The organism is Aequorivita sp. CRS11 (genome assembly GCF_059693805.1).
The window spans coordinates 251,831-271,460 of record NZ_JCATIG010000001.1; the positions used below are offsets into that span (position 1 = coordinate 251,831).

The 19,630-nt window shown below is 38.5% G+C and carries 23 protein-coding genes; 10 read left to right on the forward strand and 13 right to left on the reverse strand.

Annotated elements, in window-relative coordinates:
* From AC58DT_RS01195 to AC58DT_RS01210, 4 genes are read left to right on the forward strand one after another with little or no spacing between them, the layout of a single operon-like run.
* Positions 1 to 393: a hypothetical protein gene (locus AC58DT_RS01195; RefSeq protein WP_497214942.1), complete on the forward strand. Its 393-nt coding sequence runs from the start codon at positions 1 to 3 to the stop codon at positions 391 to 393.
* A complete protein-coding gene (locus AC58DT_RS01200) occupies positions 390 to 1,289 on the forward strand; it encodes a hypothetical protein (RefSeq protein ID WP_497214943.1) in 900 nt (299 codons plus the stop codon). Before AC58DT_RS01195 ends, AC58DT_RS01200 begins: the two co-directional genes overlap by 4 nt.
* 11 nt (positions 1,290 to 1,300) lie before the next feature.
* Positions 1,301 to 2,143 carry an ATP cone domain-containing protein gene (locus tag AC58DT_RS01205; protein ID WP_497214945.1) on the forward strand — a complete coding sequence of 281 codons (843 nt, stop codon included), beginning with the start codon at positions 1,301 to 1,303 and terminating at the stop codon, positions 2,141 to 2,143.
* 9 nt (positions 2,144 to 2,152) lie between these two features.
* Positions 2,153 to 2,719: a Pycsar system effector family protein gene (locus tag AC58DT_RS01210; protein ID WP_497214947.1), complete on the forward strand. Its 567-nt coding sequence runs from the start codon at positions 2,153 to 2,155 to the stop codon at positions 2,717 to 2,719.
* Positions 2,720 to 2,724: 5 nt separating this feature from the next.
* Here the strand turns inward: AC58DT_RS01210 and AC58DT_RS01215 are convergent, their stop codons facing one another.
* The 5 genes from AC58DT_RS01215 to AC58DT_RS01235 are packed head-to-tail and all read right to left on the reverse strand — an operon-like array spanning position 2,725 to position 7,510.
* Positions 2,725 to 4,095, reverse strand: coding sequence for an MBL fold metallo-hydrolase RNA specificity domain-containing protein (locus AC58DT_RS01215; protein WP_497214948.1), 1,371 nt, complete (start codon positions 4,093 to 4,095; stop codon positions 2,725 to 2,727).
* Positions 4,083 to 4,928 carry an ATP cone domain-containing protein gene (locus tag AC58DT_RS01220; RefSeq protein WP_497214950.1) on the reverse strand — a complete coding sequence of 282 codons (846 nt, stop codon included), beginning with the start codon at positions 4,926 to 4,928 and terminating at the stop codon, positions 4,083 to 4,085. The genes AC58DT_RS01215 and AC58DT_RS01220 overlap by 13 nt, the downstream gene beginning before the upstream one ends.
* Before the next feature lie 5 nt (positions 4,929 to 4,933).
* Entirely contained in the window at positions 4,934 to 5,785 is an 852-nt protein-coding gene (locus AC58DT_RS01225) for a universal stress protein (protein WP_497214951.1), read from the reverse strand.
* Between the two features lie 11 nt (positions 5,786 to 5,796).
* Positions 5,797 to 6,645: a universal stress protein gene (locus tag AC58DT_RS01230; RefSeq protein ID WP_497214952.1), complete on the reverse strand. Its 849-nt coding sequence runs from the start codon at positions 6,643 to 6,645 to the stop codon at positions 5,797 to 5,799.
* 19 nt (positions 6,646 to 6,664) lie between these two features.
* Positions 6,665 to 7,510 (reverse strand): universal stress protein, encoded by an 846-nt coding sequence (locus tag AC58DT_RS01235; RefSeq protein ID WP_497214953.1) that lies wholly within the window; start codon positions 7,508 to 7,510, stop codon positions 6,665 to 6,667.
* 141 nt (positions 7,511 to 7,651) lie between these two features.
* On the opposite strand from AC58DT_RS01235, the gene AC58DT_RS01240 reads away from it, so the two are divergent.
* Positions 7,652 to 7,876, forward strand: a complete 225-nt coding sequence (locus AC58DT_RS01240; RefSeq protein WP_497214954.1) for a hypothetical protein — start codon at positions 7,652 to 7,654, stop codon at positions 7,874 to 7,876.
* Positions 7,877 to 7,927: 51 nt separating this feature from the next.
* Here AC58DT_RS01240 and AC58DT_RS01245 read toward each other — a convergent pair whose 3' ends face one another.
* The 3 genes from AC58DT_RS01245 to AC58DT_RS01255 form a co-directional block, all read right to left on the reverse strand.
* Positions 7,928 to 8,767 carry a universal stress protein gene (locus tag AC58DT_RS01245; RefSeq protein WP_497214955.1) on the reverse strand — a complete coding sequence of 280 codons (840 nt, stop codon included), beginning with the start codon at positions 8,765 to 8,767 and terminating at the stop codon, positions 7,928 to 7,930.
* A gap of 88 nt (positions 8,768 to 8,855) precedes the next feature.
* Positions 8,856 to 9,908, reverse strand: coding sequence for a response regulator (locus AC58DT_RS01250; RefSeq protein ID WP_497214956.1), 1,053 nt, complete (start codon positions 9,906 to 9,908; stop codon positions 8,856 to 8,858).
* A gap of 1 nt (position 9,909) precedes the next feature.
* Positions 9,910 to 11,145 (reverse strand): PAS domain-containing sensor histidine kinase, encoded by a 1,236-nt coding sequence (locus AC58DT_RS01255; protein WP_497214957.1) that lies wholly within the window; start codon positions 11,143 to 11,145, stop codon positions 9,910 to 9,912.
* Positions 11,146 to 11,296: 151 nt separating this feature from the next.
* Here AC58DT_RS01255 and AC58DT_RS01260 point away from each other — a divergent pair, with 151 nt between their 5' ends.
* From AC58DT_RS01260 to deoD, 5 genes are all read left to right on the forward strand, one after another.
* Positions 11,297 to 11,659: a hypothetical protein gene (locus AC58DT_RS01260; RefSeq protein WP_497214958.1), complete on the forward strand. Its 363-nt coding sequence runs from the start codon at positions 11,297 to 11,299 to the stop codon at positions 11,657 to 11,659.
* 73 nt (positions 11,660 to 11,732) lie between these two features.
* A complete protein-coding gene (locus AC58DT_RS01265) occupies positions 11,733 to 12,602 on the forward strand; it encodes an RsiV family protein (RefSeq protein WP_497214959.1) in 870 nt (289 codons plus the stop codon).
* 51 nt (positions 12,603 to 12,653) lie between these two features.
* Positions 12,654 to 12,956 (forward strand): thioredoxin, encoded by a 303-nt coding sequence (gene trxA, locus AC58DT_RS01270; RefSeq protein WP_497214960.1) that lies wholly within the window; start codon positions 12,654 to 12,656, stop codon positions 12,954 to 12,956.
* Positions 12,956 to 13,627: a deoxyribose-phosphate aldolase gene (deoC, locus tag AC58DT_RS01275; protein WP_497214961.1), complete on the forward strand. Its 672-nt coding sequence runs from the start codon at positions 12,956 to 12,958 to the stop codon at positions 13,625 to 13,627. Before trxA ends, deoC begins: the two co-directional genes overlap by 1 nt.
* Entirely contained in the window at positions 13,611 to 14,312 is a 702-nt protein-coding gene (gene deoD, locus AC58DT_RS01280) for a purine-nucleoside phosphorylase (protein ID WP_497214962.1), read from the forward strand. The genes deoC and deoD overlap by 17 nt, the downstream gene beginning before the upstream one ends.
* 71 nt (positions 14,313 to 14,383) lie before the next feature.
* On the opposite strand, the gene AC58DT_RS01285 is transcribed toward deoD, so the two are convergent.
* The 5 genes from AC58DT_RS01285 to AC58DT_RS01305 all read right to left on the reverse strand — a co-directional run bounded on the left by AC58DT_RS01285 (position 14,384) and on the right by AC58DT_RS01305 (position 19,629).
* The gene (locus AC58DT_RS01285; protein WP_497214963.1) at positions 14,384 to 15,220 is read right to left on the reverse strand and encodes a universal stress protein; all 837 of its coding nucleotides are present in this window, start codon (positions 15,218 to 15,220) and stop codon (positions 14,384 to 14,386) included.
* A 12-nt stretch (positions 15,221 to 15,232) separates the two neighbouring features.
* Complete coding sequence (hpf, locus tag AC58DT_RS01290) at positions 15,233 to 15,532, reverse strand: ribosome hibernation-promoting factor, HPF/YfiA family (RefSeq protein WP_497214965.1); 300 nt, start codon at positions 15,530 to 15,532, stop codon at positions 15,233 to 15,235.
* Between the two features lie 151 nt (positions 15,533 to 15,683).
* A complete protein-coding gene (locus tag AC58DT_RS01295; RefSeq protein ID WP_497214967.1) occupies positions 15,684 to 15,890 on the reverse strand; it encodes a YgaP family membrane protein in 207 nt (68 codons plus the stop codon).
* A gap of 146 nt (positions 15,891 to 16,036) precedes the next feature.
* The gene (locus AC58DT_RS01300; protein WP_497214968.1) at positions 16,037 to 16,342 is read right to left on the reverse strand and encodes a hypothetical protein; all 306 of its coding nucleotides are present in this window, start codon (positions 16,340 to 16,342) and stop codon (positions 16,037 to 16,039) included.
* Between the two features lie 92 nt (positions 16,343 to 16,434).
* Complete coding sequence (locus AC58DT_RS01305) at positions 16,435 to 19,629, reverse strand: efflux RND transporter permease subunit (RefSeq protein ID WP_497214969.1); 3,195 nt, start codon at positions 19,627 to 19,629, stop codon at positions 16,435 to 16,437.
* Between the last annotated feature and the right edge of the window lies 1 nt (position 19,630).

A 19,630-nucleotide genomic window follows, 5' to 3' on the forward strand; every position in this document is an offset into this window, starting at 1 on the left:
ATGAAAAAAAATAAAGTATTTAGATACGTTATTGCAGTTCTACTAATTGTATTTGCATTGCTCACACTTTTTTTGAGCAGTTCCGTAATATTTGATTGGTTCGGAATACGTGCAAAGGAAGACAATTATGTGCCTTTGGTGGTTTGGGCAAATTTTATGGTAAGTCTTTTATACCTTTTGGCTTCCTACGGGTATCTTTTTTTAAAAAAATGGTCATTATCTGTTATGCTAATTGCGGTCATAATACTCGTTCTGGCATATATTGGGCTGTTCATTTATATCAATAATGATGGCCTGTATGAAAGCCGTACCATTGGAGCTATGCTTTTTAGGATTTTGGTTACATTGTTTTTTGCAGGAATGATATACTATGGTTTGAAGAAAAAAACATGACTCATACATTCCACATCGTAGTCTTTCTATTGTGCATTGTCAGCAGTTTTGCGCAACAGCAAACAGATACAGTCCCTCGACTATATCTTGTTCAAATTGCCCACATTAATCAAAGCGATAGCTATATAACATTTCCAACGGACGTCGGAAATATTGAGCCGCTTATGTTCGAGGCCAACCTCAACCCCAATTTTGTGGTCAGAAAAAGGGCAGATTCAAGAATGATGATGGTCCTAACACCTCAGATTACCATTAGAATGTTTAATGAAGAGTCGTATCCTGTGAAAACGCCAAGCTATATTCCACAACTCTCTTTGTATTATCTCTTTGGCTACCCGGAATTGGCCCATCACACCACTATGTTTGCAAGAATAGCACATCATTCCAATGGCCAAGACGGTAATTTTTACAATAGCGATACTTCCATAAATTTACAATCTGGAAATTTTGCAACCAATTTTCTTGAAATAGGTTTCATTGACACTTCTTATGGTTCTCAGGTAAACGCAGTAAAATTCTTTAAAAGTTCTTTGGAAATCCATCCCAAAAGCTGGATGCTTGACGAGTTAAAGGGACAATATAGCGGGCTGCGATGGCACAATTCGTTTTTTGCCTATAAGCTTCCACTGGATCGTCATTTTTTCAGTAAGAAAAGAAAGGCAAACTTTTCATTAAAAATTGAAACCACTTGGATGTTTGATGAAATTAACGACTGGAAAATCTTTGATACAAAACGTTTCAGCGGTGCTTTCACATTTTATTATCATCCAAAATTTTTGGAAGATATCGGTTTTTTTATCAAGTTTTATCACGGTTTGGATTATTATAATATTTACTTTCAACATCAACTGGATATTATTCGTTTCGGTTTAATGACTGAAATTTTACGATTTTGACTTGATTTATTATGAAAAATGACAGCATAGAAATAAAGAAATTCAACGGAGAAATTGAAACATTCAATGCGGAAAAGTTGAAAACTTCGCTAAGGCGATGCAAAGCCTCAGAAAGTGAAATAGACGAAATTGTGGAACAAATAATGCCCACGCTATATGATGGTATGCCTTCCAAAGAAATCTACAAAAAAGCTTTTTCCCTTTTAAAGAAACACAATCGCACTTCAGCTTCTAAATACAGTTTGAAGCGCGCAATTTTAGATTTAGGCCCAACAGGCTATCCTTTTGAACAGTTGGTAAGTGCCTTGCTGAAGCATCACGGCTATAGTACGCAAGTGGGCATTATTATGCAAGGTGAATGTATTACCCACGAAGTAGACGTTCTGGCCGAAAAAGATGGTAATACTTATACGGTTGAATGTAAATTCCATGCAGACCCCAAGGCCGTTAGCAATGTTAAAGTCCCGCTATACATAAACTCCAGGTTTTTGGATATTCAAAAATGTTGGAACAACGACTCAAAAAAAGCATCTCATTTAAAACAAGGCTGGTTGGTAACTAACACGCGCTTTTCAACCGATGCAATTGATTACGCCAAGTGTGTGGGGCTACATTTATTGAGTTGGGACTATCCAAAAAACAACGGCATAAAACAGAATGTGGACAAGTTTGCCCTCTACCCCATCACCACCTTAACCACATTGACAAAAAATGAAAAACATCTCCTCATTAAATACAATGTAATCCTTACCAAAGAGCTTTATAAAGACTCTCATTTGTTGGATAAAATTGGAATTTCTACACTGAGAAAGGAAAAAGTTTTAAACGAAATAAAAAAATTATGTGACTTATAATTGCTTATTATGGAAAAAGAAACCATTCATAAACAAGAAAAATTGGAGCGCTATGATGCCCGAGGTGTGCAAACTTTATTTAAAACCCTCTCTCGAAATCACTACAATCTTCTAAAAATGGTTGACAATAAAGCTAGGATAGTGCTAACGGTAAATTCTATCATAACGTCACTACTTTTAGGTTTGTTATTTGTAGTTCCCAAATCGCAGAAAGTTCCGTTGGAAATAGGCACTCGAATTTTGATAATCTGCAGCTTGCTATCAATGATCTTCGCACTATTCAGTATGGTGCCACATCGATATTTTGGATCATCTTATAAAAAAAGTGGTTACAAAGGAACCTTATATGCCGAAAATTTTGCAAAACTGTCGCTAACTGAATTTAAAAACGAGTTTAAACGAATAATGAAAAAAGGCCAAAATATTTATGACGAAATGATAATCGATTTGTATTTTTTAGGCAAAATAATCACCCATAAACAGCGACTTCTATTTGTTTCAGTCATTATCTTTTTAATAGGGTTAATAACCGCTATTATCTATACCCTTCTCAATGGAGTAGTTGCATTTGCATAAAAATTTTAAATCACAATCTCCTTTATTTCATATAACATCGGAATGGTTACATTCCATCCATAGGTATCATGCAATTTCACCCGAAAAGCATCCTGCGCCGTAGGCTCGCCGTGAATTAGAAATACTTCTTCGGGTATATTTTTTATTTTGCTCGTCCAATCCAAAAGTCCCTGCTGGTCAGCGTGGGCTGAAAGACTTTCTATATGATGGACTTCAGCTTTTACGGGATAGTATTTTCCAAAGAATTTCAACTCATACGCACCTTCCAAAAGTTGTCTTCCTCGGGTTCCTTCGGCTTGGTAGCCTACCAATAAAACGGTCGTATTTGTCTTATCAATCATCTGTTTCAAATAAGTAAGAACCCTTCCGCCGGTAACCATTCCACTACCTGCAATAACAACTTTCGGCTGCGGATTGTCAATGGTTTCCCAAGTTTCCTTATAGGAAGTTATTATATTCATCCGGTTGTTCATTGCGTTAAAATCCTTCATCGGCAGTTTGTGCCAATCCGGAAAATTTTGAAATACCGAAAGCACGTTATTACCCATCGGACTATCAATAAAAATTGGGATGTTTGGAATTTTATTTTCGTTATACAATTTCCAAAGTAAAAACATCAGCGTCTGTAAGCGTTCCACCGCAAAGGAAGGAATTATCAAATTGCCGCGGTTGTGAATGGTTTTCGTGATGAGTTCAACCAATTTATCCGTAACGCTTTCCTTTGGATGCAATTTGTTTCCGTAAGTGCTTTCCATAAAAAGATAGTCTGCCCATTGCGGTTTTTCGGGTGGATAAAGCAGTAAATCGTGCTCCCTGCCAATATCTCCGGAAAAGACGAAAGTTTTGCCGAAAATTTCCAGCTCGATAAAAGTAGCGCCGATAATATGCCCGTTATACCTGAAACGATATTTGATGTTTTTCGAAAGTTCAAACCATTCATCTCTTGCATTAGATTGAAAAAATCCCAGCGTCACTTCGGCTTCCTGCACGCTATAAAACGGTTCGGCGGGTTTGTGTTTGGAATAACCTTCTTCATTTGCTTTTTCCGCTTCCTCCTCGTGGATTTTAGCACTGTCCAACAAAATTATTTTAGTGATTGCAAGTGTTGGGGCAGTTCCAATAATTTTTCCGCGGAAACCTTGTTTTACCAATCGCGGCAGATAGCCTGTATGGTCCAAATGGCCGTGGGTTAAAAGTACTATATCTATCGTTGAAACATCTATAGGCAAATACTCCCAGTTCTTTTCGCGCAATTCCTTTAGACCCTGAAACATGCCACAGTCTATTAAAATATTCTTTTCAGAAGTTTCAATTAAATATTTGGAACCCGTTACGGTTCCCGCTGCGCCTAGGAAATGTATTTTTATTTTCTGCATAACTGTTCAATCTCATTTAATATCCTCTCTTTTCTTTTTTCTGAAATTCCCAAATGGTCCAAATAGAAGTGATCATTTATCAATTGTTTGCAGAGCACTACATCACGGCTGAGCAAAAACTGTTTCTCTCGCTGACTTAGTAAGGTGGAAACGGTAACAGGATATAGTCCCAAGCGGTCTATACGGTCCTTGATTCCGTTATCTTTAGGAAGATCCCAGCTTAAAAGGTAAAGGCCCACACATTTGCCATAGGTCAAGGCGTCTTCGGTAAAGCGGGTATTGGTAACAACCCAACCTTCATTTGGTTTTTCCCCATTGTTTTTATCACCGTAAAAATTGAGGATGTCGCGATAGCGGGAATGGATATAGAGTGGAACTTTTACATCGCAATTACGACCTTCATCACTATGGAATTTACATTCAGCCACAATATACTGACCGTTTTTATGCGCTACCACATCTACTTCGTGGGTTACGCATTTTCCCTGTAAAAACTGCCCTGTCTTTACTTCATAACCACTGTAAAAAAGGATTGCCCCAACAAATTTTTCAAAAGGAAAACCTGTGGGACCAAGCTCGTAAATTGCTTTTTTCAACTTATATTTTGAAGCGTAGCCTTTTTTCTTTTTTTTGAGAAGCGCAAAGGCACGATTGTAGATTTCTTTAGTTGAAATACCCTGATAAAGCTCATCGCGGACGTTATTTGCAATTTCGTTGACCAATGCTTCGTCCGCGCCGCTTTTCCGTAGCGAGCCTTTTAGTTTTTCAATTGAAAACTTCGCCTTTTGGCCTGAATGTTTTATTACTTCAATATCCTGATGATTTTTTGACATTTTGCTCAATTTCTTAAATCGTGCATCGCCAAAAGTGGCACGTTACTGTGCTTGCCGAGTTCTTTGACCATCGGATTTGAAAATACACTTCCAAAGAAATTGTGCTTCTTGTTTACAATGGCAATCATCTCGCTCTGTCGGCTTTGCACGAAACAGCGTACGCCGTCATTAATCTCGATGTCGTATAGGGTATGATGGGTGTAATCGGCAGCTTCCAGAATTTTTTCCAACAAAGCTTTATTTTCCAGTTGCGATTTTGAAAGATTTTTTCCTTTTTGAATATGCAAAATACGGATTGGGGAGTTAGTGCAGCGTGAAATTTCTACTAAAGTAGCCAATTCCTTTTCTTTGTAATGTGTTCTAAAGCTAGTGGGAAATACAATTTCATTCGGATCTTTGAATAACACATTTGAAGGAATGGCAAGCACTGGGCAATTTCTAATTTTTTCCATTGCATTTACTGCGTTACTGCCCAAAATAACGGTTTTATTGTCCGTCTCTCCTTGGGTTCCCATAACTACCAATTCTATGTCCTGCTTTTCCACAGTCTTTTTCATCACATCGAAGAACGAGCCAAATTCACTCATATATTGAAATGTGTGGTTGTCATTTTCTTCATAGAAACCCATTTGCACCTTCAGCTTCTCCATGTCCTTCTCTGAAGCTTCCTGAACTTTTTTTAGATCTTTTTCCGTAGGTTCAGGACTCAATAGGTTTTCTTTTGAATACCCTGAAAGGTAATAGGTGTGCAATATGAAAAACTCCACATATTCCCTCTTATAGAGCTCCATGGCATATTTTATTGCATTCCATGCGTTTCTTGAAAAATCTGTGGGTATTAATATTCGCTTTTTCATTTTTTGAAATTTTAGTTTTTAATAGGAATTACCAAAGTAGGTGTATGCGTGTGCTTCCCTACCCTACTAACTACTGGCTCGCGGAAGAGTTGCTTTAAAAAAGCATGTTTGTGGTACACCAAGGCCAATAAGTCCATTTTATTGCTATCAATGAAGTTGTGCAGTGTTTTTGAAATATTTTCCTTTTTAGGTATGAAATGGAACTCTGTGTCATATTCAGTAAGGTCATTTCGGTATTGTTCAAGATTTTGTTGTTGTTTGGCATCCAATTCATTTTCACTCCCCACGTGTAGCATATGTATATTTGAATTGTACTGTCGCACCAAACGAACGATTGGTCTCAATTTTGAAAGTTGATAGAAATCATTGTAGTCTGTCGCGAAAGCTATATTTGTGGGAACAACAAAATCAACTTCCCTAGGTACGATGAGCAGCGGACACCCTTCTAAAGATTTGGTTATTTTTACAGTTGTACTTCCCACCAGAACATCTTCGGCACCCGTGCGGCCCTTGCTGCCCATTACCACGAGATCTATCCCTTCCGTAGAAACCAATTTATTAATGGTCTTTGATAGAGTGGCGGGGGTGGAAATGACTTCAAAATTGTGTGCAACTTTAGAGGAATCAAGTTTTATTTTATGAACCAGTTGTTCTCCATCCTCATCTGATTGACGATATAGTTTTTCAATTATATTTTCAGAACGTCCAATATCCACACGGCTTGTTAGCTTACCTACTTCTTCACCAAAGGAATGGAGAATTGTAATTTGCAGCGCTTCATCACTAAAGAGTTTTGTAACATAAAACAAAGCAGCATAAGCGTTTTTTGAGAAATCGGTTGGAACAAGAATTTTTTTCATTGTCAATATTTTTAAAGGTTTATCTCGGTAGATTTTGAAGTACTAAAAAAGGAATGTCTATTTTGAGCCCTATCTTTTCAATGGTAGACTGGTAGAGTATGTTTTCCAAATAGGAATGGCGGGTATTTACCATGACAAGCATATCTATTGGGTTTTCAATGATAAAGGTATTGATGGCTTTTGTAACGTTTGTTCCAGAAACTTGATGAAAATTGGTTTGGTTATCACAGAAAGAGACTTCCAGAAATTTTTTGTTATCCTGCTGTCGCAATGAGAGTGACGGAAATTTTGAAACGTAAAGGAAATCCATTTTCGAAACAAAACATTTTGCAATATTGCTCACCAGTTTTAACTCGCGGCGTTTGTACGGCAATTGATAATCGGTTGGGAACAGTAGATGCTTCGGGTGCACATCACCATAAACAGCCGGAATAGCAAGCACTGGGCATTTTACATATTTTATTACCTGAAGTGTGTTGCTGCCAAAAGTAATTTTTTTATCGGCAGTTTCGCCCTTGGTGCCCATAACCACTACATCTATATTTTCCTTTTCCACCCAATCATTTACCGAATCTACTAAAAGGCCAAACTCTGCAATGGTGTGTAAATTGTGTTTTGGATTAGGGGAAAAACCGATAATTTGTTTCCGAGTTTCCTCTAGATTATCCTTTGCTTTTTGAAGTGCCTTTTGCTGTAATTCCTCAAAAACCGCATCGGCTAATCGGGCCTTATCTTCATAAACCGAATCGGAAAAAGCGTGAAGCAAGTATAGTTCTGAACGTTCATATTTAAAAAGCTCGGTAGCATATTTAACAGCATTCATTGAATTTTCAGAGAAATCAGTTGGGATGAGTATTTTTCGCATAGCAAACTCTTTAAAATAATTACGTAAAGATAACCATTACAGTAGAGTTAAAATATGACAAATATCAATTAACATCCTGATTTTTAAGGAATCATTAAGAGCAGACCAACTATTTATTTCGTAATTTAAAACTAAAAAGTTATGAATTTTTCTGCTATCACATATCTTGTAATAACCACCTTTGTTCTGGTAACAGTTGCTGTCTTTGCCACTATGGATTTTCCGTTTAGTTGGGTATTTTATTTAACTGTCTTTGGTCAAGCTTTTTTAATATTCTCAGTCTTTAAGGTTTTAAAAGATAATTACACCACCACTAAAACCTTTGAGGATTTTTATGAGGATTACCCAATTGGTCGAGAAGAATGAATTTGTAATGCCCCAATTTCAGTAATAGCCAAATTTAACTACTATTGATAACTATTCATGAAGTACCAAAAAGGGCACATCTGCAGTGTAACTAACAGATTTTAGCGTAGGACGCAATAAAAGTCTTTGTATAAGATTAAGGTTTTTGGCCACGATGGAAACAAGACTAATTTCCCAGGTTTCTACAAAATCCTGAATGCCTATTTCCAAGTCTTTGTTTTCAACAAAATGGAAACTGTGCTTTTTATCTTTGAAAAAGTAATGTAAAAACCCTTTGTTGTCAGTTTGTGATGCGGTAAGATCACTATTTTGCGCTTTTATGTGAAGCACTCGCAGTGGTGAACGGTGCAAATCCAACGTTTCAGAAAGCGAAGAGATTACCTTGTTGCGGTAAATGCAATTATAATCCGTTAAGAAAGCAATGTTTTTAATGCCATTGAACCTTGCATGTTCGGGAATTACAAGTATGGGACATTTTACCTTAGTAATTACATCACAAGTGTTGCTTCCCAATTCACTTCTATTGGATTTTGAAGTGCCCTTGGTGCCCATTAAAATATAGTCTATTTCCTTTTCAGCCACTTGCTTCCTAATGGCTTCCACCAAATTCATGTTTTCCTGCAGGGGAAGGAATTTATGAGCTTGGTTCTTGGACTGAAACTGGCATGTCTTTATTTCTTCCTTTAATAAAACGGAAGTACTCTGGACTGTCTGCATCTCAGCCTCAAAATCTGAAAACCTGTGTTGTTCTTCTTCTTTGTAATCTGAATTTTTAGGTGAGACATGAAGAATATAAAAATTAACGGCAACGTCAGAAAAATATGTCAGCGCATACTTAATGGCGTTGTGTGAATTTTCAGAAAAATCCGTCGGGATCAATACGTTCATCATAGCATCATAATCTTACCGACAAAATTATCTTTATATGTCGGTACAGAAAATGATAAAAATCAGCTTTAAGAAAAAATGACCTGGGATATTAGTTTATATCACGAAGACCATCCAAATCTACGATGCGAATATCGCGGCCTTCAATTTCAATAATACCATCTTTTTTGAAATCTGAAAGGGTTCTTATCAAGCTTTCGGTAGCAATTCCGGCAGTTGTAGCAAGGTCATTGCGTGAGATGCGAAGGGGCGCATCCGGTTTTTTGTCCATAATCTCCACAAATTGAAGAATGGTGCTGGCCGTTTTTTTCCGAACGGAGCTGTAGGCCATTTTAACCAATTGCTGCTTTATTTCAGAAAGATTATCGGTTAAAAGATTCATCAATTCTAAGGAAACATCTTGGCTTTTTTTCAGAATATCCTTCACATAGGTTTTTGAAATTCCCACAACTTCAGTGTCTTCCACAGCTGTAGCGGTTTCATTATAGGGAATGTTATCGTCAAAAGAAGTGAAACCCAAAAAGTCATCGGCTTTGTATAGCCCTGTAATTAACTCTTTTGCATTGGCGTCCATCGTATGTGTTTTCACAACCCCTTTCAAGATTAGGAACATACTGTTGGAGTGGTCACCTTTTTGGTAAACGGTTTCTCCTTTTTTATAATTGGACACTTCGCCTTCATCACAAAAAAAGTTTTTCAACTGGTTCAGGTTCTGTGGGTTTTCATCACCCTCATCGGTCTCCGCAACTTTATTGTTCTTGCGCATTGCCAAAATACTCGCTTTTGCCAAACGGCTTTCTACGGCACTTAACAACTCCTCTTCGTCAAATGGTTTGGTAAGGTAGTCGTCCGCCCCCATATCCATACCTTTGCGAATTTCTTTGTGCTCCGTTTTTGCCGAAAGAAAGATAAAAGGGATATGCTTCGTTTTTTCTTCCGAAGCTACACTTTCAAGTACTCCATAGCCGTCAATTTCTGGCATCATTATGTCACAAACAATGATGCTCGGGTTTTCCTTTTTTGCTCTTTCAATGCCAATTTTACCATTGGGTGCGGTAAAAACGGTATAGCCGGAAAGCTCCAAAAGTTCAGCTGTATTTTCTCTTAATGCGGTATCGTCTTCAATAAGAAGTATTGTCTTCATGCTAATTTGTATTGTTATTTGTGGGAAAGGTAATTGTAAACGTACTGCCTTTGCTCTGTTCGCTTTCAAAGGTAATTTTACCACCAAGGCTTTCCAAATGGCTTTTTACTATATTTAGACCAATACCGGTGCCTTGGTCCAGCAGGGCGTTTTCGGCACGGAAATATCTGTTGAAAATATATTTCTGTTCCTTTTCAGGAATACCCATACCTTCATCTATAATTTTTATACTCAAGGAATCTTTTTGTGGAATTACCACTACATCTATAACTGTGTGTGCTGGCGAATATTTTATGGCATTGTTTATAAGATTGGTAAGTGATAATTCAAGGATCTTTTCATCAAAATTCACCAAAATATCGTCTATGTTCTGTGGATAATTTATACGCTGGCCATCCTTCAAAAGCATATTTGCGTTATAAATCACTTCGTTCACTACTTTGCTCAGCGGGAAGACATCAAATTTATAAGTAGCCTTGCCAGACTCTAAACGTTCAATAGAAAGGAAATCGTTCAAAATATTATTCAGGTATTTCACTTTATTTTGAATAGTTCTTAAATGCTTTTCGCGCTTTTCCTGATGCTCTGTCTCTGTATATTTCCCCACAAGGGTAGCTGAAGTAAGAATACCGCTTAAAGGCGTCTTGAACTCATGGGAAACCAACGAGAGGAATTTCGTTTTCAATTCGTTGAGCTCTCTTTCTTTTCGAAGCGATTCCATGATTTTATATTCTGCTTCCTTGCGTTTTGAAACTTCCTCCTTTAACTCTTTTATTGTTTGCTTAAGTTCTTTGGTTCGCGCCTCCACTTTTTGCTCCAAATGCAGGTTGAGCTCTATAATTTCCTTTTCTTGGGTTTTCCGAACGGTAATATCGGTTACTAGCGCCATTACATATTTACTGCCATAAATTTCAAAGGGGTTCAAGCCCGCTTCCACCGGAAAAACGCTACCGTCCTTGCGCCGGCCGTAAAGATCACGCCCGTGGCCCATTTGGCGCGGATCGCTCTTTTCCAAGTATTCCTCAACCTGTTCGGTATGGCTGTGCCTATACTCTCGAGGAATCAGCAAGTTTATATTTTCTCCCAAAAGTTCCTTTGCTTCATAACCAAACATGCGGTCTGCAGCTTCATTTGAGGTCACAATTTCCTGGTTTTCGTTAACTATCACAATACCTTCCGATATTGCTTCGGAAAGAATCTTAAAAATATTGCCTTTTTTTCCCTCAAAAACCTTCATCCCCCAAAAGTAAGGATTTTAAACAGTTTTTTGGAACTGATTTTTATCATAAAATTTCGTTTGAAAACTATTTAGTTTTACACCTTTAAGAATCATTAAATTAAAGAATATGGGAACCGTTGATAAACCTCAACTCCTGTTTTATCAAAAAATGGGCGAACTTTTTTACGCCATTGCCGCGGCGGACAAAGTGGTGCGGAAAGCAGAATATGATATTTTGAAAAACATTGTGGCGGAACAATGGAAAAACCTGGACGATTATGAGGATCCCTTCCATTCAGATGCCGCATACCAGATAGAAGTTGTATTTGATTGGTTTGACTACGAACAGCTTGACGCAAGCGATTGTTTTGAGAGTTTTGCAGATTATAAAAAAGAGAACCCCAAGCTTTTCACCAAAGAACGAAAGGATCTAATCTGGAAGACAGCAAACGCTATTGCCAGTTCCTTTGCAGGAAAGAACAAAAGTGAAGTGATTATGCTTGCAAAATTAAAAATGCTGTTGGAAAATTAATATACATAATTAAACTTTCGCTTTTATCACTATCATTCTTTCCCTATTTTTATGATTTAAAACCCCAAAAAACATGAAAGTTTTTCTTCCAATTTTATTTTTTTTCACATTAATCGCCTGTAAAAACGATCCCAAAAAGGAGGAGGTTGATACTTCTACCCCTATCAATAATCAAGAAGAAATTGTTGATTCCCTAAAGGTTTCTGATAAAAATCTGGAAACGCAGCAACAAACCCTTATTATAAAACGAAAGGAGTTGCTTGAGAAAAAAGACTCAAAAGAAGAACTTGAGAAACTACTGATTTCAAAATCATTTTTAAAGGAAGGCGATTGGTACACCCTCGATTTTAAATATCCATATCTAAACGAAAAAATAAGGCCTCAGTTCGAAAATTTCAACGAATACATCAGCAAATATTACCTGGATGCCAAAGGAGTTGAAAAACAGATTCTGGAAGAAAAGCGGCTCTGCGACTCCCTAGGAATTCCAAAACAAAACGAATTGCGAACAGTTGATTATAAAATCTACAACCTAAACGACCGCCTTATCAGCGTGCTTTTTTACAAAGAAAACCATTACACAGGCGCAGCCCACGCAGCCTATACGTTTGATTGTTTGAACTTTGATCTGGAACGGGCCGTTTTTATGAACTACGAAGATTTTTTTAACAGCGGTTCTGAAGAGGAACTTCGCGAAATCTTAAATACACTTTTAAAGGAAAAAATAAATTCGGGCGAAATGTATTACGACTGTTGGGCTATTTCTGCCGACGATTTCTTTGACGCAAAAAACAATTTCGTAATAAATGATGATGTAGTAGAGTTTTATTTTGACGACTGCGTAATCTGCCCATCCTACACAGGAACCTATTCCATCAAAATTCCGCTGGAAATGCTAATGCCTGTTTTACGAAAGTATAAAAAGAACCCATTGCTTGGTTGAAATAAAAGAAAACAGATTAAAACCGACAACAGATAACCGACAACTCTTCCAATGAAAAGCAACTTCAAAGACATAATCAATTCCAATACTCCCGTATTGGTTGACTTTTTTGCAGATTGGTGCGGCCCCTGCAAAATGCTTGCCCCCATCCTAAAACAGGTGAAAGACGAATTGGGCGATGCCGTAAAAATCGTAAAAATAGATGTTGACAAAAACCAACCCTTGGCCGCGCAATTCCAAGTGCGCGGGGTGCCAACGATGATTCTATTCAAAAACGGCAAGCAACTTTGGCGACAAAGTGGCGTCCTGCAGAAAAACGATTTGGTTTCCATCATCAATCAACACAAAAATTAATGGAACTGAGCCATTACATAGACCATACCCTCCTAAAAGCCTCTGCTATTCCGAATGAAATTGTAAAGCTCTGTAATGAAGCAAAAAAACATAACTTTTACGCGGTTTGCGTAAACAGTTGTTACGTTTCATTAGCTGCAAATGAATTAAAGAACAGCGATGTAAAAGTAGCTTCAGTAGTTGGATTTCCTTTGGGTGCAAATAATCTTCAGGCCAAAGTATGTGAAGCAGAACAATGTATAATTGACGGTGCCGATGAAATTGATATGGTACTAAACATAGGTTTTCTTAAAGCTGAATTGCACAAGCAAGTTCAAGAGGAAATTGCTGCCGTGAAAAAAGCAATTGGTAGCCAAACCTTAAAAGTAATCCTTGAAACTTGCTATTTAACAGATAATGAAATACAGATAGCTTGCCAGATTGCGAAACGGGCGGGTGCCGATTATGTAAAGACCTCAACAGGCTTCGGAACAGGCGGCGCAACTGAAAATGCAGTAAAAATAATGGTTGAAGAAGTGGGCGATAGTCTAAAAATAAAAGCCTCTGGCGGAATAAAAGATGCCGCTACCGCCAAAAAATATATAGAAATAGGCGTTAACAGAATTGGAACCTCTTCGGGAATTGAAATTGTAACCGCCGCCAAAAATGACAAAGATGAGCACACATATTGAAGCAAAAAAAGGTGAGATTGCAGAATCGGTTTTACTTCCCGGCGACCCGATGCGCGCCAAATGGATTGCGGAAACTTTTCTTGACAATGCCAAATGCTATAACGACGTACGCGGCATGTTGGGATATACTGGGACTTTCCAAGGAAAACCTATTTCAGTACAAGGCACGGGCATGGGCATTCCTTCAGCGTTGATATATTGCCACGAACTTATTAACGATTACGGGGTGAAAAATTTAATTCGCGTTGGTTCAGCTGGAAGCTATCAAAAGGATATTAATATTCGTGATATCGTTATTGCAATGGCAGCCTCTTCCACTTCGGGCATTAACAACACCCGTTTTGTAAATTGCGACTACTCGCCCACTGCCGATTTCGATCTGTTTATGAAAGCCGCACTTTATGCCAAGGAAAACAATATTCCCATAAAAGCAGGCAATGTGCTTTCCAGCGATCAGTTTTATGAAGATGACTTCAACAACTATAAAAAGTGGGCAGATTTTGGAGTGCTCTGCGTTGAAATGGAAGCCGCCGGACTTTATACCATAGCGGCAAAATTCAATGTAAAGGCTTTGGCTATTTTAACAATCTCCGATTCATTAGTTACAGGTGAAAGTACAACTGCCGACGAACGTGAGGGCAGTTTTTCAAAAATGATTGAGATTGCGCTCAACACCCTTTTGTGAAATAAAAAAAGCAGAAACCCATCTACGAAATTTCTGCTCTTTCATCGTTAATTGATGTCGATAGCAATTAACTAAACTTTAAAAGTCATTACCGGCAAGTCAGAATGGTTTACTACATCTTCGCCTATACTTCCAGAAAAGAAATGTGCCAAACCTTGACGGCCTTGCGTAGGCAATGCAATAATATCGGCATTACTTACTTGGCTGTAGCCAAAAATTCCAGCTTCTACAGAATATTCATTGTACTGTGCTACTTTGTTCAGTGTTTCAAGTGGGTTTGCCTCTCCTGCGCTTTTCAAAAACCCGAGGATTCTTTTTTCAATTTCACGGGTGCTGCGGAAATCGCCTGCTAGGTTTACATAAAGCGTTTGCATCTCTATCCCCAAAGCATCAAACATTTTTTGGGCGCGCTTGTACGGTCCTATTGAGTTTTCCAAAAAGTCGCAGGCGAACACCCCAAATTCTGGATTGAAATTTTCATGACGGTGCTTTATTACCAAAACAGGTATTTCGGAAGTGCGCACTACTTTTTCTGTGTTACTTCCTACGAAAACCTCTTTTAAACCGGAACTTCCGTGAGATCCCATTACTATTAAATCTGCTCCAAAATCTCGGGCCACATCATTCAATTCACTAAAAATTTTATAATTGTGGACCGCATCGGTAACCGTAATTCCTTTTAGGTATTCTTTGTCAAGGAATTCGGCAAAACGCTTTTCTGCAAGTTTCATATAAAACATCGCCTCAAAAACTTCCTTGCTTTCATCGCGCGTTAAAACTGCGTCACTAAGACCCATCATATGTACCGCAACGATTTCGGCATTTTGCTTTTTTGCAATGTTAGCAGCTACTTCCAACGCATATTCTGAATGGTCGGAAAAATCTACGGGGACTAATATTTTTTTCATCTGTACTGGTTTTTAGTGTGTTGTGAATTTTGCCTTGCGCTTTTTAAGCTGTTTTTCAAGGTCTGAAATTGTTTCTTTTGCGGCCGCTTCAAAAGTTGCCTCTTTTGATGTTGCAAAAATTTTAGGTCCCGGAAGGCTCAGTTCCATTTCACATATATTGCCTTTGCCGTAAACGTTGTTTTCCAACTTAAAACTTACATCGGCTCTAATAAGCCACTCATACTTTTCTGCAAGTTTTTGAAGTTTTTTTTCAACATATTCGTTCATCGCCTCACTGGTGGGCATTTTCACATACTGAATGTTTATAGTCATGATACTCTTAATTTTTTTATACATCTCAAATATATCCAGAATTTGTGGGTTTTAAAATGACTAAAGTCATATTGTAATGGTATTCATAAAAAATCCCACTTACAATTTTCTGCAGCGGGATTTGTATAAATAGTTTTTTTGATGAGGAACACTAAGCGCAACAGCTCTCTCCTTCGTCCTTTACGCCAAGTTTTTTAAGGATTTTTTCCATCAAGCACCATTTTGTAAATGATGATTGTAGCAAGTTGGCACCCACAAAACCTGTAAACCACAACCAATTTATATTCACATAAACAGCCAAAATAAGGCTGATCAAAATAAAAGTTCCGGCAATTGCCCTAATATATCTGTTAATCATAATTATTTAATTTAAGTTCTTATAGAGTTTATTAATATTTAGTAGTGAGTGGTGAGAATTAATAACTTATTACTGAAAACCCAAAACAGACAACAAGCAACAGAAAACCGACAACTGATAACTGATAACTGATAACTGTTAATTGCTTAAATGCTCCGCTCTATGGGCACCACCACCGCGTGAATTGGGTTGTTGGTCTCCAACGTTTCATTGAATTGAACCACTAAGCTGAAAAACAAATCAATCTTTTCATCTTCAGTAAATGAGAAAAACATACTGCTGTCCGCCCCTCCTTTTTCCGATGGAAACCAACTGGAATTCATCATGAAAGACGAAGCATTTTTATAGCCTTCAATATCAGAGCCGCTGTAGCTCTCAATATTCGCTTTTTTGAAAAGTTGCAGCACGTCTTTTTGATATTCGTCCACAACGGTTACAATTAGTAGTTTCATTGGTTCATTTTTTATTGATATTATATTTTTTATTAAAACAAATCTGTTCTTTATTCTTATGTCTTATGTCCTAAAGCGCAGCGGTCTTAAGTCTATTTATAGTTTTTCCGCTCAATCATATAGTAAACCAATGGCACAACTAGTAGCGTCAGCACCGTGGAAACAATAGTTCCACCCATAAGTGAAATGGCAAGCCCTTGAAAAATTGGATCGAAAAGAATTACAAATGCTCCAATAACAACAGTTCCTGCCGTCAATAATATTGGGGTGGTTCGCACCGCGCCAGCTTCAATTACGGCCTGTTTTAACGGAATTCCTTCCGCAGTTCTAAGGTTGACGAAATCAATCAACAATACCGAGTTCCGTACCATAATTCCCGCAAGTGCGATCATCCCAATAAAGGAGGTTGCGGTGAAAAACGCCCCCATAATCCAGTGGCCAAGTACAATCCCGATTAAAGATAATGGTATTGCAACCATCATTACCACAGGCGCTTTAAAGTTTTGGAACCAACCTACAATCAAAATGTAAATAATTATGATTACTCCCAAAAAAGCAATTCCCAAATCGCGGAATACTTCCAGCGTAATCTGCCATTCACCATCCCATTTCACGGTAAAGTCGTCTTCGTGCTCGGGCTGTTGCAAATACAATTCGTTCATTTTGTAACCAGCTGGTAGTTCAATATTATTCAGCTTATCGGTCATTCCTAAAATAGCGTAAACAGGACTCTCGAGTTCTCCCGCCATATCGGCCAACACATAAACCACACGTTTTTGGTTTTTGCGATAAATGCTTTTTGCACGGGTGCTTTCCTGGATGTTTACCAAATCGCCCACAGTGACCATATTGCCCTGTTTGGAAGCAATCTTTAACTGCGAAATATCCTGAATGGTCGATTTTTCCTTTTCATCCAATGCAAGCAAAATCCCTACTTGTTTGGTAACGGTTTCGTCATACAAATTGGTAACGGGTCTATCCGAAAGCGCCATATTCATCGTATAAACAATCTGTTGCGGCGCCACGCCGTAGCGCATTGCCTTTTCTTTGTCTATTACGAATTCGTATTCTATTTGGTCGGCTTCCACCATCCAATCCACATCTACTACATCTTGGGTTTCGTTTAGAATGTTCTCAACACTTTTTGCAACTGCAATTTGCTGGTCATAATCCGGCCCATATATTTCAGCAACTATAGTAGAAAGCACAGGCGGTCCCGGTGGCACTTCTACTATCTTCACATTGGCGCCAAACTTCTTTCCTATTTCTTGAATACGTGGACGAATCAATTTTGCTATATCGTGGCTCTGTTCGCTCCGGTCTCCCTTTCCTACCAGATTCACTTGTATATCGGCCATATTGCTTCCGCCACGCAGGTCGTAGTGACGTACCAAACCGTTAAAGGTTATCGGTGCCGAAGTACCCACATAATTTTGATAATTCACTACCAGCGGTTGTGTGGAAAGGTATTGTCCAATTTCGCGGGCAACCACTGCGGTGCGCTCCAAGGTGGTTCCCTCGGGCATATCGATCACTACCTGCATTTCGTTTTTATTGTCGAAAGGCAGCATTTTCACGGCAACCGATTTTGTAAAGAACATCATTACAGAACCCAAAAGCATTACAACGGTAATTCCTAAAAACAGCCAACGCGTCTTTTTGTTTTCAATTAAAGGCGTTTCCATTTTTGAATAAATCCTGTAAATGAATGTACTTTCCAAAGGTTTTTCTTCTTTTGGAGTTTTTCCTTTCTTCTCTTTTTCTCTTAGGAAAATGTAGCCCAAATAAGGTGTTATCGTTAAAGCCACAAACAATGAAAGTATCATTGCAATGGAAGCTCCAATTGGCATTGGAGACATATATGGCCCCATCAATCCCGAAACAAAAGCCATTGGCAATACCGAAGCGATTACCGTAAAGGTTGCCAAAATGGTTGGGTTTCCTACTTCGTTTATGGCGTAAATGGCAGCCTGCTTAAAAGGCAAGCGTTTCATCTTGAAATGCCGGTGCATATTTTCGGCAATTATAATAGAGTCGTCCACCACAATTCCCGTTACAAATACCAAGGCGAAAAGTGTAATTCTATTCAATGTATAATCAAGCAAATAATAGCTCAAAAGCGTTAGTGCAAACGTAATTGGTACTGAAAGAAATACCACCAAACCACCGCGCCAGCCCATTGCGAGCATTACAATCAAGGTAACGGCAAGGATTGCCCCTATTAGGTGCATCAACAATTCCGAAACTTTTTGGGAAGCGGTTTCCCCGTAATTTCGCGTGATTTCCACGTGAACGTCATCTGGAATTAAATTGCTTCGCAAATGATCTACTTTATCAATAATCACATCTGCAATTTTCATTGCATCGGCGCCTTTTCTTTTTGCTACCGAAATGGTCACGGCTGGATATTCCGAAGGATACTTTGAAATATTATCACTTGCGCCCCCAAACCCAAAGGAAACATATTGCCTCGGAATTTCGGGACCGTCAAAAATAGCTGCAACTTGCTTTAAATAAATAGGCTGGTTCTGCTGTACCCCAACAACCAAGTTTTCAACATCGGTTGCGGATTTTAGGAAATTTCCGGTGGTAACCAAAAACTCCGTATCGTTCTTATCAAAACTGCCCGAGCCCATTTGCTGGTTGTTTGCCTTTATCATTTCGGCAACGCCCAAAAAGTCCAAACCACTTGCTGCCAGTTTATCTTTATCCAATACCACCCGCAACTGTCTGTTTCTACCCCCTATTTTCTGGGTAGCGGAAACTTGGTTTACTTCTTCAATTTCCTGGGTAAGCTCGTCTGCAATCTGTTTCAGTTGAAAATCGTCATAATTTTCGCTCCATAGCGTTATCCCCAACATCGGAACATCATCAATAGCACGGGGTTTTACAAGCGGCATGGTAACGCCCGGGGGCATTTGGTCCATATGCTTGTTCATTTCGTTGTAAAGTTTCACGAAGGAACGCTCAATATCCTCACCCACATAAAACTGTACTATTACCATTGCCCCTTCATTTGAGGAAGTGGAATACACATATTCAACTCCCGGAATGTTGGAAACCAATTTCTCTAAAGGTTTTACCACCCTAGATTCTACCTCGGTTGGCGAGGCGCCCGGATAGCCCACAAAGATGTCGGCCATAGCCACATCAATCTGCGGTTCTTCCTCGCGCGGTATTAAAAACGAGCTCCACACGCCTACGACCATAAACACGATCATCAACAGCACCGTAAGCTTTGAGCCTATAAATAACTTGGCAATTTTGCCTGCTAATCCGTCCTTCATG